This window comes from Nocardia sp. NPDC057668 (genome assembly GCF_042799795.1).
GTDB lineage: Bacteria > Actinomycetota > Actinomycetes > Mycobacteriales > Mycobacteriaceae > Nocardia.
In genome coordinates this window covers 308445-324072 of sequence record NZ_JBHVIC010000002.1, presented here as the reverse complement: position 1 = coordinate 324072, position 15628 = coordinate 308445, and the positions used below count along the sequence as shown (strand labels likewise).

Here is a 15628-nt window from a genome sequence, read left to right as displayed (position 1 = left end):
CGTCGGCGCGACGACCGCGGGCGGCCCGCTCGGTAGCGTCGAGATATCGCCGCCGAGCAGGAGTTTTCTTTCAGGAGCCGCTATGGACAAAGACGCTTTCATCTACGCGCTGCCCGCGTTCGCGGTGCTGATGCTGATCGAATGGATCGCCGACCGCCGTGATCCCGATCGGCCCGCCAACGGCATCTCCGGGCGCGACACCGCGTCCAACATCGCCACCTTCGCGCTCAGCCGGGTTGCCAAACCCGTTCTGGCCCAGCTGCTTCCGTTCTCGGCGGTGGTGCTGGCCGCGGCGCTCACGCCGTTGAGCCTGGCCGCGGGGACCTGGTGGGTGTGGCTGCTCGGGCTGGTCGTCACCGATTTCTGCTACTACTGGGCCCATCGCGCCGATCATCGGATCCGGCTGCTGTGGACCTCGCACAGCGTCCATCACTCGAGCCGGTTCTTCAATTTCTCCACCGCCATCCGGTTGCCCTGGGCGCATCCGGTCGCCCAGCAGCTGCGCGGCCTGGCCTGGGTGCCCGCCGCCCTGATCGGCCTGCCCGTGTGGATGATCTTCGCGTTGCAGAGCATCGGCCTGCTCTACCAGTTCCCGATCCACACCCAACGGGTCCGGACCCTGCCCCGCCCCCTGGAGTTCGTGTTCAACACCCCCGCCCACCACCGCGTCCACCACGGCTCCAACCAGCCCTACCTGGACAAGAATTACGGCGGCGTCTTCATAGTCTGGGATCGCCTGTTCGGCACCTTCGCCGCGGAAACCGAACCGATCCGCTACGGCCTGACGAAAGACATCGGCACCGACAACCCCCTGAAACTGAACTACACCGAGCTCCTGGACCTGGTCCGCGACGTCCGCACCGCCACAACCTGGCGTTCCCGCCTGACCTACGTCTTCGGCCCACCCGGCTGGACCGAAACCCCCACCCCGGCCCAGCTTCCGGTGCCGTCCCCCGAACCCGAACGAGCCGCCGCTCCGGTCTGATCCTCACGCCCCGGCCGTACCCTCGCAGCGGTGGTGCGGGGCTCCCTCCGGGTACGGAAAGCGCCGTGGCCGAGAAGATCCAGCGATCGACTGCGACATCTCCGGTACGGGGCGGCAGTTCCTACCGGGTCGTGCGGGTGCCGAGGGCGAGCGAGCCGATACCGCAATAGTCGGTCGCGAGCGGGTGGTGGCGAGTCCTACCCGAGTGTCGGCGGCGTGGTGGTCGACAGGGTGCGGCGGTAGCCGAGGGAGTCGCGCCGGCTGAAACCCGCCCGCTGGTAGAGGCGGTTCGCGGACTCGCGCGAGGGCCTGGACGTGAGGTCGACCGTGCGGGCTCCGGCCGCACGGGCGAGCTCGACCGCCGCGCGGGTGAGCTCGAACGCGACTCCCTTCCCGCGGGCCGCTTCGGAGACGACGACATCTTCGATTCGGGCACGCACCCCGGTGGGGATCGCGTAGGTGACCAGGGTGAGCATGCCGACTACGTGCTCGTCGGTCGCGATCAGCAGCGTCGTCGATTCGGCCGAGATGAGCGCGGCGAGCCCGTCGACGGTGACCGGCGCGGCGGTCGAAGAGAGCTGCCGGACAAGCACGTCCACCTCTGCAGCGAGCTCGGCCGTGGCATGCACTGCCGTGGAGATTCGCACGTCGCCCATGCTCTCAACCTAGTAGCCGGGCGCAGGCGGACAAGCGCCCGGATCCCCGGCATCCGCCGAAAGGCACATTGCTTCAAGCGAGTTCGGCAACATCCCGGTTGAGCGCGGTCAGGTCGATGCCCAGCGTCCGCGAGCGCTGGCCGAGCAGAAGCGCGGAGATGTGAGTCGACCTCAGCCTCTGCTGGGCGGGGCCGCGCGGCCTGGTTGCGGTGCCGATCGAGTTGGTCACTACGCCGGCCCTCGCGGGACTGCGCGAGTTCGATTGTCTTTCAAACTGTTTCGGGATACGGGCGGGTGATGGAACCCGTGTTGTGATGTATTCCCGTGGCGAGCCACCGACCCCGCGCCGTTCGGAGTCGTTTTGGCAGACCACGTCCGGCCCGTCGGTTGGGTTATCGGAAGCGTCGGTGCGGTCGGGCTGGTCGGCTGGCTGACAGACGGGAATCATTCCGCCGCGGTACTGGCGGCGATGATGCTCGCCGCACCGGTGAGCATCATCGCGCTGATCGTCTTCCTGGTGAGGGCTGTAAGCCAACCGCGACATGTGCCTCTGCCACCACTCCCCACAATGTCACCGATGCCGGTGCGCTAGGGACCGCCTCCCGGTTGGTATTTCGACTCGCCGGGCATCGAGCGTTGGTACGACGGTCAGGTGTTCACCGACTTCAAGCGTCAGACCCCGAACCTGTAGAGCGCCTTACCGCGTCAGCAGCCGGCACGGCCTTCATGGGCCCGCGGATACGCGTTCGGCCGGGCTGTGGGACAGCCCGGCCGAACGGTTCAGGGGTTGTGCGGTTAGGCGACTTCCGCGGCGGCCTTGCGGGTGCGGCCCTTGGCGGGGGTCGCGGGGAGGGGCTCGGCGGCCGCTTTCGTTGCCTTTTTCGCCTTGGCGGGGGTTTCGGCCTTCTTGGCGGTCTTCTTCGCCTTCGGCGGTTCGGGCGCCTCGGCGGCCTTCTTGCCTCGGGTGGCCTTGACCGGTTCGGCGGCGGGCTTCTCGGCCTTCTTCGCAGCGGCCTTGGCGGGCTTGGCTGCTTCGGGGGCCGGGGCCTTCTTGGCGCGGGTTGCCTTGGCCGGGGCCTCGGCTGCCGGCTCGGCGACCTTGGACTTGGCCGTCCGGGTCGGCTTGGCGGGAGCCTCGGCGACCTCGGCGGTCTTCTTCGCGCGGGTCGCCTTGACCGGCTCGGCCGCCTCGACGGCCGGGGCCTTCTTGGCTCGCGTTGCCTTGACCGGGGTTTCGGCTGCCGGCTCGGTGCTCTTCGCGGCGCGGGTGCGCTTGGCGGGAGCGGCCGGTTCCGCGACCTCGGCGGACTTCTCGGCGCGGGTGGTCTTGGCCGGGGCCTCGACCGCCGGAGCCGTGGCCTTGGTTGCGCGGGTCGCCTTGGCGGGGGCCTCGGCGGCCTTCGCTGACCGAGTTGCCTTGGCGGGCGCGGCGGTTTCGGCCGCCGCAGGCTCGGCGGCGGCAGCCGCCTTGCGAGCGCGCGTCGCCTTCGCCGGTGCGGCGACCTCCGCGGCCGGGGCCGCCTTGGTCGCACGCGTCGCCTTGACCGGCGCCTCGGCGGCGGGGGCCGCCTTCGTGGCGCGGGTGGCCTTGGCCGGGGTCGCTTCCGTGACCGGTGCGGTCTTGGTCGCGCGGGTTGCCTTGGCCGGGGTGGCCTCGGCAACCGGTGCGGTCTTGGCTGCGCGGGTTGCCTTGGCCGGGGTGGCTTCCGCGACCGACGCGGTCTTGGCTGCGCGAGTTGCCTTGACCGGGGCCTCGGCGACCGCCGCCGCCTCAGCCGCGGGGGCCTCGGTCGCCGGGGCGGCCTTGCGCGAGCGCGTCGCCTTGACCGGTGCCTCGGTGAGTTCGGCCGCCGGTGCGGCGGTCTCGCTCGCGGCGGACTTCCTGGTGCGGGTGGCCTTCACCGGTGCGGCTTCCTCGGCGGCCGGGGCCGCCTTGGTGGTGCGCGTCGCCGCGGTGGCAGGTGCCGCCTTCGTCGCCCGGGTGGCCTTGGCCGGTGCGGCGGTTTCCGCCGGTGCCGCCTCCGCCGTGGTTGCGGTCGCCTTGGCCGTGCGCTTGCGCGCGGGGGCCTTCGGCTCTGCGATTTCCGAAGCGGCGGAAGCGGTTTCGGCTACAGCCGCCGGTGCGGCTGTAGCCTTGGCCGCCTTGCGGCGAGTGGTGGCCGGGGCCGCGGGAGCCTCGGTGGCAGGTGCCGCCGGGGTCTGTGCGGCCGGAGCCGTCGAAGCGGTAGCCGTGGCCGCCGGAGCGGTCACTGCGGCCGCGGGAGCGGTAGCCGTAGCTGCCGGAGCGGCGGTGGCCGCTTCGACCACGACGATCGAGCCTTCGCTCGCGCTGCCCGCCGCCTTGGTGGCCCGTCTGCGGCCGGTGGCCCGGACGGGAACGACCGGCGCCGGTTCCGGGGAAACGGCCGCGGCGGTTGTGGATTCGACCACGACCTCACCCGGGGCCTGGGCCGGGCGGCTCGCGCGCCGGCGGCCGGTGGCCTCGGCGGGGGACGCAGTCGCGGTGATGTCCTGTGCGGCAACATCATTCGCGGCTGTACCGGCAGGCGCGCCGGTGGCGGACGTACCCGGTGCGGTGTCGGCGGAAGCGACCGCCGTGGCCTCCGCGGCGCTGTCACGCTCGCTTGCCTCCGGCTTGACCGAATCGGCCGAGCGGCGGTTGCGAGTACGGGTGCGAGCGGTGCCCTTATCGGCCGCGTCGCCGGAGGCGGCCGGGCCGCCGAGAACGGCGTCCTTGGCGGGGCCTTCGGTCACGGGCGTCGTCGCGGCGGGGGCCGCCGAGAACTCGACGGCGGAGACCGCCGCGAAGCCGTTGCCGTTCGCCGCCGCACCGTTGCCATTGCCATTGCCATTGCCATTGCCATTGCCGTTGGTGACGACGTTGTCGAAACCGTGTGCGGCGGTGCTGTTGTCGGCCGACCCGGTGGCGGAATCGACACCGTTGACGCCGGCCCCACCGCGCCCGCGGCGACCGCGGCTGCGACGGGTGGATTCACCGGAGCCGTTGTCGGCGGCCGGGGACTGCTGAGTATCGGCGATCGCCGCCGGTGCGACAGCCCCGGTGTTCTCGGTCGCGACGGTCGAATCGCTCTCGGTTGCGACGGCCGACTCGCCATCGGTCGCGACGGCCGAGACCTCGGCGGCCGCGCCGTTGCCACCCTTGTTGCGGCGGTTGCGGTTCCGGCGGCGGTTCCGGCCCTCGCGGACGGGCTCGGTGCGGCCGGACTCGTCGCGGTTCGCTTCGTCCCGGTCGGCGGTGTCGCCGTCGGCGGCGGAATCCAGTGCGGCGGCCTCGCCGACCCACCCTTCCGACGCGTTCTCGTTCACCGAAACCGTTGCGGTGGAACCATTGTCGGATCCGCCACGGCCCCGGCGGCGGCGACGCCGACGACCCGGCTTGTCCGAGCCGTCCTCGGATGCTCCCGAGTTACCTTCGGGCGCAGCCGATTCCGTTGCGATCTTGACGTCGGTGGCAGCCACCTCGGTCGCCGCGCCGGACTGCCCGCCGCGGGTGCGCTTGCGATTACGGCTACGCGGGGAACGGCTTTCGCGTTCCACCACGACCGCGTCGTCGTCCCGTTCCCGGGCCGGCGCGCTCTTGCGGACGATGCCGGTGATCCCGGCGGGGATGCCGAGCTCCTCGTACAGATGCGCCGAGCGCGAGTACGTTTCCACCGGCTCGGGGATGCCGAGCTTGAGGGCTGCGTCGATGGAAGCCCAGCGCCGCAACTCATCCCAGTCGATGAGCGTGATCGCGACACCGGTGCGGCCCGCGCGGCCGGTACGGCCGATGCGGTGCACGTAGGTCTTCTCGTCCTCGGGGCACTGGTAGTTCACCACGTGCGTGACGTCGTCGATGTCGATGCCGCGCGCGGCGACATCGGTGGCGACCAGCACGTCGATCTTGCCCTCACGGAACTTCTTGAGCGCCTTCTCACGCTGCACCTGGTTCAGGTCGCCGTGCACCGCGCCCACGGAGAATCCGCGCTCGCCCAGATCGTCGGCGACCTTCTGCGCGGTGCGCTTGGTGCGCGCGAAAATCATGGTCGCGCCGCGGCTCTCGGCCTGCAGGATGCGGGCGATGAGCTCGCTCTTGTCGAGCGCGTGCGCCCGGTACGCGAACTGCGTGATGCGGTCGGTGATGGTGGAGTCGTGCGGCTCCTCGGCCCGAATGTGCGTGGGCCGGTTCAGGAATGTGCGCGCCAGGCTGATGATCGGACCCGGCATGGTGGCCGAGAACAGCATGGTCTGACGCTGCTCCGGGACCATGTTCAGCACGCGCTCGATGTCGGGCAGGAAGCCCAGGTCGAGCATTTCGTCGGCCTCGTCGAGCACCAGCACCTGGACCTTGCCCAGGATCAGATGGTTCTGCTGGGCCAGATCCAGCAGTCGCCCGGGGGTGCCGACCACGACGTCCACGCCGGCGCGCAGCGCGGCGATCTGGGTGTCGTAGGGGCGGCCGCCGTAGATGGCGTGCACCCGCAGCGGCGTGCCGTCCTGGGTCTTGACGTATTTGCTGGCGTTCTCCAGATCCTCGGTGACCTGCACGCACAGCTCACGCGTCGGCACGATGATCAGTGCGCGCGGGGTGCCGTCCAGGGGAATGGTGCCCGAGGTGTGCGAGGCGACGCGGTCCAGCAGCGGGACGCCGAAGCCGAAGGTCTTGCCCATGCCGGTGCGGGCCTGACCGATGAGATCCTCACCGGCCAGTGCGAGCGGCAGGGTGAGTTCCTGAATCGCGAAGGTGCGTTCGATGCCGATATCGGCGAGCGAGCGCACGATGTCGGGATTGACGCCCAGTTCGGCGAAGGTGGGGGCGGTATGGGTTTCGTCGAGCTCCGCGGTCAGTAGCGTGTCGGCCACACCGGGTTCCTGCTCTACGGTGATCTTGCTCAGGGTTCGTGCCTTCCTCGTTTTATCGCGTCTCGCGCGCACGAGGTGTGGGGCGGACCGGTCGGTCCGCGACGACCACTTGATCCGTTGGTCTGTCTCGCCGCTGCTGGGATGCCTAACCGGTGTTCGGTCCGGCATCGACCTGCGCGGCGGACAATGTTGCGGATCGGAGTGCGCGCACATTTTCCGTGGACTACGGCTGCTCGAGCACCGGTTCACGGGGTATCCGGCAAACTCGTTCGAGCGATATTCTCCGTTGTCTGCGGAGATTGTAGCGTGATACGGTCTTCGCTCTTTTTCCCGCCACCGCAATTGCCGGTGTGTATTGCACCGGTTGTGATGACCCCTGCGGATTCGGCCGCTGCCGCGCCGGGTTCGGCGATCGCGGCACCGGCTGCGGCGCACGGCAATTGACACCTTAGCGCGCCGTGCCAACCCCGGTGGACAAGTTGGATTCCTCACATACCTGATACAACGTGTAGCACTATGTGCGAAGTTGTGCGGGTGAGCTTGGCAGACACCGTGAGCATCGCCGCGCGCAACGCGTGGGCCCTGACCTTCGGCACCGGAATCGGTTCGCCCGAACCTACCCCGTCGACGGTGCTGTCCGTCGCGCCGCACCGCGAGCTGCGCCGCTACAACGGTTCCGGCGCCCAGGACCCCGCGGTCCTGCTGGTCCCGCCGCTGGCCGCGCCCGCGTTCTGCTTCGATCTGAGCCCCGAGCAGAGCATGGCCGCGTTCCTGCGCGACAGCGGCCGCGCGCCCTACCTGGTCGACTACGGCGACATCACCTTCGAGGACCGCCGCATGGGCTTCGAGGACTGGATCGACGACATCCTGCCGGAGTCGATCCGCCAGGTCTCGGCCGATCGCGGCGGGCAGCCCGTGGACCTGGTGGGCTGGTCGCTGGGCGGCGTGCTGGCGCTGCTGACCGCCGCCGCCGATCCCACCCTGCCGATCCGCTCGGTGACCGCGGTCGGCGCGCCGCTGAGCTACGACCACATGGTCGGGGTGCGCGAACTGCGCTCGCTGGCCCGCCTGGACGGCGGCCGGACCGCCACCGCGGCGATCCGCGCCACCGGCGGCGTCTCGGCGCAGCTGACCCGCATCGCCTATCGCGCCACCGCCTGGGACCGAGAACTCAAGCGCCCCTTCTTCATTGCGAGCAATCTCGCCGACACCGCGACCCTGGAGCGGATGGCGACCATCGACCGTTTCCAGAATTCGCTGCCCGGCTACCCGGGTCGTTTCTACAACCAGCTCTGGGGCCGGTTCATGTTGAACAACGACATCGGCAAGGGCGTGGTGCGTTTCGGCGAGCGCCGGATCGAACTCGCCGCGGTGACCGTGCCGGTGCTGCTGGTCGGCGGCCCGAACGACGTCATCACCGCGGCCGCCGCGGTCCGGCACGGCACGACCACGCTGACCGGTTCGCCGGACGTGCGCTACGAGACCGCGCCGGGTTCTCACCTCGGCATTCTCACCGCGCGCGACACCACCTGGACGTACCTGGACAAGTTCCTGAGCGATCAGGAGTAGGCCGGGCCGTTCATCACAGCGGGCTAGGGTGGAGTCATGGGAGCAAACTCGTCAACTGCGCTCGGCGCTCCGTCGGATTCCGCCGACGGACTGATCGCCGCCACCCACCCCGGGGTCGCCGAACTTTTCGCGGTTCTCGCCTACGGTGAGATCTCCGCTTTCTATCGCCTGGCCGAAGAGGCCAAGCTGTCGCCGTCGCTGCGCGGCAAGGTGGCCGTGGCCAAGATGGCCGCCAACGAGATGGAACACTTCTCGACCCTCGAGAACGCGCTGGCCGCCCGGAACCAGGACGTCTTCGACGCCATGGCCCCGTTCGTGCGCGCGCTGGACGCCTATCACGCCTCCACCGACCCCTCCACCTGGCTGGAGTCGATGGTCAAGTTCTACGTCGGCGACGGCATCGCCGCCGACTTCTACACCGAGATCGCCGGCGCCCTGGCTCCCGAGGTCGCCGTGATCGTGCGTGACGTGCTCGCCGAGACCTCCCACTCGGAGTTCGTGATCGACGAGGTCCGACGGGCGGTGGCGCAGAATCGCTCCGAGCGCGACCGGCTGACCCTGTGGGGCCGGCGCCTGCTGGGCGAGGCCATCACCCAGGCGCAGTACGTCATGGCCCAGCGCGACGAGCTGACCGAACTGGTGCTCACCGCGACCGGTGACCTGAACGGCATCGCCACCCTCTTCGAGCACATGCAGGACTCGCACGCCGAGCGCATGCGCGTTCTCGGGCTCGGCTGAGTCCTAGTTCGCTGAGAGCGCAGGGCGGTCCATGCCGCCCGTAGCGCCCGCTGCACTAGCCTTGGCGAGGACAGCACAGGACTCTAGGTTCGGAGGTTGGCCGTGGAGGTCAAGATCGGTATTTCGGATAGCCCGCGTGAGCTGATCATCAACAGCGCGCAGACCCCCGCCGAGGTGGAGGCACTGGTGACCGGTGCGCTGCAGGGTGAGGCCGGCGTCGTGGCGCTTTCGGACGAGAAGGGCCGCAAGTACCTGATCCAGGCCACCAAGGTCGCCTACGTCGAGATCGGCGCCCCGTCCGCGGGCCGCGTGGGCTTCGCCGCCGTCTGAGCAAGCCACAAAAACGCCCCGCCGCGATCCGCGACGGGGCGTTTTCACGTTACGAGCCAACTGATTTCGCGAGTTCGGGGTAACTCCCGGGGTACCCCGAAATGTTCTCGGCACCCAACCGCACCACGCGAATGGGACAGGCGACGGCTCTCAGCCGTGCGCTAAATATTCGGGGAGGCGGGTCAGTGAGGCGGGTCAGTTGTCGATCGGGTGTAGCGGCACGTGCGACAGGCCGCCCCAGCACAGCGAGACCGTAGTGTCGACCGCTTCGTCCTTGGGGATCGGGCGATCGGCCTCGAGCCAGTAGCGCGCGCTGAACTGGCTGGCGCCGACCAGGCCGACGGCGAGTACGCGAGCGCGGTACGGGTCCAGGCCGGAGTCGTGCGCGACCAGGTCGAAGACCGCGTCGACGCAGGCCTCGGTGGCCTGTTCGACCCGGCGCTGCACCTGCGGCTCGTTGGTCAGGTCGGACTCGAAGACCAGGCGGAAACCCTGGGTTTCGTGATCGACGAAGTCGAAGTACGCCTGGACGGCGGCGCGGACGCGCTGCTTGTTGTCGGTGGTGGAGCGCAGCGCCTGGCGCACACTCGACACCAGGGCGTCGACGTAGTTCTGCAGCACCGCCAAATACAATTCGAGCTTGCTCGAAAAGTGTTGGTAGAGCACAGGCTTGCTGACGCCGGCGCATTGCGAGATTTCGTCCATGCCCGAGGCGTGGTAACCCCGCATCACGAAGACCTCGCCGGCCGCGGCAAGTAGCTGAGCGCGCCGTGCCTCCCGGGGCAGACGGGTCCCGCGCTTGCTGGGCGCCATGGCCTCGGATGACATGCGTGCGGTCATCCGGTCCACGAGGTCTGTCATTTTCCGATCTCCCAGTCGATTCCCGGCGGAAAGGATGGGTCACCGGGTATCTCCCGAACGATACTCGCTCGGGGCCCCGATGCCGATCCAGGTTCCGAATATTGGTGTGCTGGATGTTGGCGCGCTCCGGGTTCCGGAGGATGCGCTACCGCCTCGATTATGCGAGGCCGGTCACAAGTGTGGACCCGATGCCCGAATTTGTGAGTTCGATCTCCGCACTCGTGAGATATCTCGCAGCAAAGTCCGGGGCTCGCCGTCGCGGGCCATGTCGCGCCCGCGCGTCGAATCCGGCGGGTCGTACGGCCCCCGCGTGCTCGAGCCCGCACTGTGAGAGGCTTTTATGGTGACCGACCAAGGGGGCAACAACTCCGGCGGGCGCGATTCACGCCGTCCCGTGCAGATCGGTGCGCCGCGCGCCGTCACCGGAGCGGGCCCGAAGAATCTCGCCAAGCGCAAGGGGAGACCCACCGGCCCGATCTACGACCCGCTCGGTCTCTACGAGTCCGGCGCCGAGGTCCCGCCCGCGGGCCTGCACCCCGACGGTTCGGCCATCGCGGGCCCGTCCGGCGATCGCCTCCCGCAGCCGTACCAGCCGCTGCGCGCGAGCTGGGATCCCACCGCCCCGTCCGAGGCGGGCCGCGAGCGCCCCGATCGCGAGACCAAGAAACAGAGCATGTTCGGCCGCTTCGTCTCCACCTACGGCTGGCGGGCCTACGCGCTGCCGGTGCTGCTGGTGGTGACGGTCCTGGTCGGTGTCGACGCACTGCGGGGCGGCGGCGAAAGTGTCGCCGGGGTACCGGGTTTCGGGCGTTTGAGCGAGCACGCCGACAAGACCGGCATCTACGGCGCACCGCCCAAGGGCGACGGCAAGTTCGGCAGTGATCTGCCCACCGGCGCGGTGCCCGGCGGCGGCCCGTTCACCGAGACCGGCGCCGGTATCTGGCACATGATCCCGGGCACGACGGCCCAGATCGGCACCGGCTCCGAGCACGTGTTCACCTATACCGTGGAGATCGAGAACGGTATCGACACTTCGGGTTTCGGCGGTGACGACTCGGTCGGCAAGATGGTCGACGCGACGCTGGCCAATCCCAAGAGCTGGACCCAGGATTCGCGATTCGGCTTTCGCCGCGTCGACGGCGGCGAACCGGATTTCCGCATCTCGCTGACCTCCCGGCAAACCACCCGCAAGTCCTGCGGGTTCGACATTCCCATCGACTCTTCTTGCTACAACGCGGATTTGGGGCGTGTGCTGCTGTCCGAGGCCCGCTGGGTGCGCGGCGCCCTGGCCTACGACGGCGACATCGGCTCGTACCGCCAGTACCAGATCAACCACGAGGTCGGCCACGCCATCGGGTACCACGAGCACCAGCCGTGCGAGGTGGACGGCGGGCTGGCCCCGGTCATGATGCAGCAGACCTTCGGCACCCGGAACAACGACATCGCGGTGCTGGACCCGGACGGCGTGGTCCCGATGGACGGCAAGAAGTGCCGCTTCAACCCCTGGCCGTACCCGCGCGGCTGACGGTGCCTAGGCTGGACGCATCACACGGCCCGGGTGATCCGATGGGAAGAACGCTCGGACTCGTGGTGTTGCACCTCTGAGCCGCGAGTACTCGGCGAATTCGATTGAGGAGTCCGCACACGTGACAGCATCGCATCCTTCCCTGCCGCCGCTGGTGGAGCCGGCCGCGGAGCTGACCCGGGACGAGGTCGCCCGCTACAGCCGCCACCTGATCATTCCCGATCTCGGGGTGGTCGGTCAGAAACGCCTGAAGAACGCCCGGGTGCTGGTCATCGGCGCCGGCGGGCTGGGTTCACCGGCCCTGTTGTACCTGGCCGCCGCGGGCGTCGGCACGCTCGGCATCGTCGAGTTCGACGAGGTGGACGCGTCCAATCTGCAGCGCCAGATCATTCACGGCGAATCCGATATCGGCCGGTCCAAGGCCGACAGCGCGCGCGATTCGATTCTCGAGATCAATTCCGGAATCACCGTGGAGCTGCACAAGATTCGCCTCGAGCCCGAGAACGCGATCGAGTTGTTCTCGCGCTACGACCTGATCGTGGACGGCACCGACAATTTCGCCACCCGCTATCTGGTCAACGACGCCGCGGTGCTGGCGCACAAGCCGTACGTGTGGGGCTCGATCTACCGCTTCGAGGGCCAGGTCTCGGTCTTCTGGGAGGACGCCCCCGACGATCGCGGCATCAACTACCGCGATCTGTACCCCGAGGCGCCGCCGCCGGGCATGGTCCCGTCCTGCGCCGAGGGCGGCGTGCTCGGCGTGCTGTGCGCCTCCATCGGCTCGATCATGGTGACCGAGGCGATCAAGCTGCTCACCGGCATCGGCGACCCGCTGCTGGGCCGGCTCATGGTGTACGACGCACTGGACATGACCTACCGGACCATCAAGCTGCGCCGCGATCCCCAGCGTCAGCCCATCACCGAACTCATCGACTACGACGCGTTCTGCGGCGTGGTGTCCGAGGAGGGGCAGGCCGCGGCCATCGGCTCGACCGTCACCGCGCGCGAGCTCAAGGAGATGCTGGACGCGGGCAAGGACGTGGCCATCATCGACGTCCGCGAACCGGTGGAATGGGAGATCGTGCGCATCGACGGCGCGACCCTGATTCCCAAGGACCGCATTCTGACCGGTGAGGCGCTGGCCGAGTTGCCGCAGAATCGCCCGATCGTGTTGCACTGCAAGACCGGTATCCGTTCGGCCGAGGCGCTGGCCGCGCTCAAGCAGGCGGGCTTCGCCGACGCCACGCATCTGCAGGGCGGCATCATCGCCTGGGCCAATCAGGTCGATCCCAGCCTGCCGGTCTACTGATCCGTTCCTCGGATCCGCGAATCGTGGTCGCGGGTCCGGGGCGTGCACCGGGCCGTAGAGCGGTCCGATGTCCGCTTCTGACGGCGCGTCTCGGGCGACACTCTGTGATGCGCGAGTCCGGCGCTTAAGACGCGCAACGGCGCGGGAGCGGTAAGTTACGCCCGTGACCATGACTGCTGTGGAACCTCCGGAGCACGTGCGCGCCACCTTCGGGTTGCGCGAAGTCGGCCCGGTTCCGCTGGGGAACTGGGACGGCGGCTGGCGCTGCGGAGATGTGGTGCTGAGCCCGGTGACCGATCACGCGCGGGCCGCGTGGTCGGCCAAGGTGCGCGAGACGTTGCGGGTGGACGGGCTGCGCCTGGCGCGCCCGGTGCGCGCCACGGACGGGCGCTACGTGGTGTCCGGCTGGCGCGCGGACACCTATCTCGAGGGTGTGCCCGAACCCCGCCACGACGAGGTGGTGTCGCTCTCGCTCCGATTACATCAGGTGACCGAACGGCTGGAGCGGCCGCGTTTCCTGGCCGTGGCCCCGGTCGCGCCGTGGGTGGACGTGGACGTCTTCGCGGCGGCCGATCGCGCCGCCTGGGAAACGGTTCCGTTGCGGACCCTCAAACTCGGCGGGTTGTTGCCGACCACGTCACCGGACGGTGACCGCAGTCTGCACGTGATCACTCAGCTCTCGACGCTGCGCAAGCCGGTGGCCACGCCGCCGCAGCTGGTGCACGGCGATCTGTTCGGAACCGTCCTGTTCGCGGGCGGTTCCGCGCCCGGGCTCACCGACATCACCCCGTACTGGCGTCCCGCGCCGTGGGCGGCGGCGGTGATCGTGGTGGACGCGCTGTCCTGGGGCGGGGCGGACGACGGTCTGCTCGAACGCTGGGCCGCCCTGCCGGAGTGGCCGCAGATGCTGGTGCGCGCGGTCATGTTCCGGCTCGCGGTGCACGCGCTGCATCCGCGATCCACCCCCGAGGCGTTCCCGGGGCTGGCGCGCACGGCGGACATGATCCGCCTGATTCTCTAGTCGCACCGGCGAAAGCACCGCCGGGCCGGCGAAAGAACCGCCCCGCCAACGAAAGAACTGTCGCGCCGAGTGAGAAGCTCGGCGCGACAGTCGTTGTCGATGTCCTCCGGGATCGCCGGGGTCATCGGATCCGAGCTCGCGGTGGGCGGGAGGTCCCCGCGAGCCGGAGTGCGGGGCCTACACGTTGGCGTAGGCGAGCGAGGGCACGCGCTGCACCGCGAAGGTGGTGCGCAGGTAGAACCACCAGGTGCCCGCGGCCATGGCGAGGAAGACGACGGTGTAGAGGGTGAAAGCGGGGTTCATGCTGCCGAAGTTGATGTTGGACAGGCGAAGTGCCTGCTGCACGATCCAGCCGCCGGAGGCGCCCACCGCGCCGATGACGCCGATGGCGGCGCCCGCCTGCCGCTTGGCCGAGATGAGCGCGGTGGCGGCGTCCTGGCCGTGCTCGGAGGCGTAGCGCTTGGCTTCGGCGCCGAAGATGGACGGGATCATGCGGTAGGTCGAGCCGTTGCCGATGCCGGTGAGCACGAACAGCAGCAGGAAGGCGATCAGGTACAGCGGGAAGCTCTTGGCCGCGAGCGCCGCCATGATCAGCAGTGTCGCCGCGGACATGCCCAGGAAGACGTACAGGGTCATCTTCGCGCCGCCGACCTTGTCCGAGATCCAGCCGCCGAACGGGCGGCTCATCGAGCCCACCAGGGCGCCCAGGAAGGCGAGGTTGCCGATGGTGCTCATCCAGCTGATCTTGGCCAGGTCCGGGAAGTTGGCCTTGAGCAGGGTGGGGAAGGCGAAGGAGAAGCCGATGAAGGAACCGAAGGTGCCGATGTAGAGCACCGACATGACCCAGGTGTGCCGATTGGTGAGCGCGGCCCGGTAGGACTTGCCGTCGGCCTTGGCGCCGGTGAGGGAGTCCATGTAGCGCAGCGCGCCGAAGATGGCGAACAGGATGAACGGGATCCAGACCAGGACCGCCAGGGTGATGCCGAAGCGGTAACCGGCCGCGTCCTTGGCCATGATGTGCGTGCCGAGGGTGATGATCAGCGGGACGATCAGCTGGGTCTGGGCCACGCCGAGATTGCCGCCGGCGGCGTTGATGCCAAGGGCCGCACCCTTTTTCCCTTCGGGGAAGAAGAAGTTGATATTGGCCATCGACGAGGAGAAGTTACCGCCGCCGACACCGGCGATCGCGGCCAGCACCATGAACACCCACATGGGCGTGCTCGGCTGATTGATGAAATAGATGATGCCGAGCGCGGGCACCAGCAGCATGGCCGCGCTGAAGGCCGAGAAGGCCCGGCCGCCGAACTTCGGGATGGCGAAGGTGTACGGAATGCGCAGGGCCGCGCCGACCAGGGTGGGTGTGGAGGTCAGCAGCAGGGCGTTGCCGACGGCCGTGGGATTGCCCTTGCCGAGCCCTTCGAGGAACGAGAAACCCGCCGCGCCCATGGCGGTGACAATGCTGCCCCAGATGACCCAGATGCTGAATCCGAGATTTTCGGCGAATACCGAGAAAATAAGATTCTTGCGAGCGGTCTGTTTTCCCCCGTTGTCCCAGAATTCCTTATTGTCCGGATCCCAATGATCGATCCACCGCCCGCGCGTCTGATGCACGAATGCGGTCTCCGGAGCCTCTACGGTTGTCATGAGCAGCGTTCCTCTCGCACTGACGACCGCCCTCATCGTGATCTCCCGAAGTGGAATGTGTTTCCGGGAGTGGTCCCTGCGGTCGAAACAACCGTACGAAGCGCCGATTACAACGACGTCGCTTTCG

General features: G+C 68.9%; 11 protein-coding genes and 1 pseudogene. 7 read left to right on the top strand and 5 right to left on the bottom strand.

The features are described from left to right. The first annotated feature begins 82 nt into the window (after positions 1-82). Positions 83-985 (top strand): sterol desaturase family protein, encoded by a 903-nt coding sequence (locus ACFVBH_RS14345; RefSeq protein ID WP_379002030.1) that lies wholly within the window; start codon positions 83-85, stop codon positions 983-985. A gap of 197 nt (positions 986-1182) precedes the next feature. Here ACFVBH_RS14345 and ACFVBH_RS14340 read toward each other — a convergent pair whose 3' ends face one another. From ACFVBH_RS14340 to ACFVBH_RS14330, 3 genes and pseudogenes are all read right to left on the bottom strand, one after another. After that, on the bottom strand, positions 1183-1641 hold the full coding sequence (locus ACFVBH_RS14340) for a GNAT family N-acetyltransferase (RefSeq protein ID WP_379002029.1): 459 nt from the start codon (positions 1639-1641) through the stop codon (positions 1183-1185). 73 nt (positions 1642-1714) lie between these two features. Beyond that, complete coding sequence (locus ACFVBH_RS14335) at positions 1715-1870, bottom strand: hypothetical protein (RefSeq protein ID WP_379002028.1); 156 nt, start codon at positions 1868-1870, stop codon at positions 1715-1717. A gap of 3092 nt (positions 1871-4962) precedes the next feature. Next, positions 4963-6537 (bottom strand): annotated as a pseudogene (locus tag ACFVBH_RS14330) (DEAD/DEAH box helicase); the annotation flags it as partial. 501 nt (positions 6538-7038) lie between these two features. Between ACFVBH_RS14330 and ACFVBH_RS14325 the strand changes: the two are divergent. From ACFVBH_RS14325 to ACFVBH_RS14315, 3 genes are all read left to right on the top strand, one after another. Further along, positions 7039-8073, top strand: coding sequence for an alpha/beta fold hydrolase (locus ACFVBH_RS14325; protein WP_379002027.1), 1035 nt, complete (start codon positions 7039-7041; stop codon positions 8071-8073). 36 nt (positions 8074-8109) lie between these two features. Beyond that, the gene (locus ACFVBH_RS14320; protein ID WP_354987625.1) at positions 8110-8811 is read left to right on the top strand and encodes a ferritin-like fold-containing protein; all 702 of its coding nucleotides are present in this window, start codon (positions 8110-8112) and stop codon (positions 8809-8811) included. A gap of 102 nt (positions 8812-8913) precedes the next feature. Further along, entirely contained in the window at positions 8914-9141 is a 228-nt protein-coding gene (locus tag ACFVBH_RS14315; RefSeq protein WP_354987624.1) for a DUF3107 domain-containing protein, read from the top strand. 195 nt (positions 9142-9336) lie between these two features. Here the strand turns inward: ACFVBH_RS14315 and ACFVBH_RS14310 are convergent, their stop codons facing one another. Next, the gene (locus ACFVBH_RS14310; protein WP_354987623.1) at positions 9337-10002 is read right to left on the bottom strand and encodes a TetR/AcrR family transcriptional regulator; all 666 of its coding nucleotides are present in this window, start codon (positions 10000-10002) and stop codon (positions 9337-9339) included. A 340-nt stretch (positions 10003-10342) separates the two neighbouring features. Here ACFVBH_RS14310 and ACFVBH_RS14305 point away from each other — a divergent pair, with 340 nt between their 5' ends. From ACFVBH_RS14305 to ACFVBH_RS14295, 3 genes are all read left to right on the top strand, one after another. Next, entirely contained in the window at positions 10343-11527 is a 1185-nt protein-coding gene (locus tag ACFVBH_RS14305; protein ID WP_354987622.1) for a DUF3152 domain-containing protein, read from the top strand. Between the two features lie 121 nt (positions 11528-11648). Continuing rightward, complete coding sequence (gene moeZ, locus ACFVBH_RS14300) at positions 11649-12836, top strand: adenylyltransferase/sulfurtransferase MoeZ (protein ID WP_354987621.1); 1188 nt, start codon at positions 11649-11651, stop codon at positions 12834-12836. Positions 12837-13005: 169 nt separating this feature from the next. Then, a complete protein-coding gene (locus ACFVBH_RS14295) occupies positions 13006-13857 on the top strand; it encodes a TIGR02569 family protein (protein WP_354987640.1) in 852 nt (283 codons plus the stop codon). Between the two features lie 177 nt (positions 13858-14034). On the opposite strand, the gene ACFVBH_RS14290 is transcribed toward ACFVBH_RS14295, so the two are convergent. Beyond that, positions 14035-15501: an MFS transporter gene (locus tag ACFVBH_RS14290; RefSeq protein ID WP_354987620.1), complete on the bottom strand. Its 1467-nt coding sequence runs from the start codon at positions 15499-15501 to the stop codon at positions 14035-14037. Positions 15502-15628: the final 127 nt, after the last annotated feature.

Excerpts from the sequence above, each read along its gene's own strand:
- ACFVBH_RS14290 (WP_354987620.1), bottom strand. The coding sequence starts at position 15,501 with ATGACAACCGTAGAGGCTCCGGAGACCGCATTCGTGCATCAGACGCGC.
- ACFVBH_RS14345 (WP_379002030.1), top strand. The coding sequence starts at position 83 with ATGGACAAAGACGCTTTCATCTACGCGCTGCCCGCGTTCGCGGTGCTG.
- ACFVBH_RS14320 (WP_354987625.1), top strand. The coding sequence starts at position 8,110 with ATGGGAGCAAACTCGTCAACTGCGCTCGGCGCTCCGTCGGATTCCGCC.
- ACFVBH_RS14340 (WP_379002029.1), bottom strand. The coding sequence starts at position 1,641 with ATGGGCGACGTGCGAATCTCCACGGCAGTGCATGCCACGGCCGAGCTC.
- ACFVBH_RS14310 (WP_354987623.1), bottom strand. The coding sequence starts at position 10,002 with ATGACAGACCTCGTGGACCGGATGACCGCACGCATGTCATCCGAGGCC.
- ACFVBH_RS14295 (WP_354987640.1), top strand. The coding sequence starts at position 13,006 with ATGACTGCTGTGGAACCTCCGGAGCACGTGCGCGCCACCTTCGGGTTG.
- ACFVBH_RS14305 (WP_354987622.1), top strand. The coding sequence starts at position 10,343 with ATGGTGACCGACCAAGGGGGCAACAACTCCGGCGGGCGCGATTCACGC.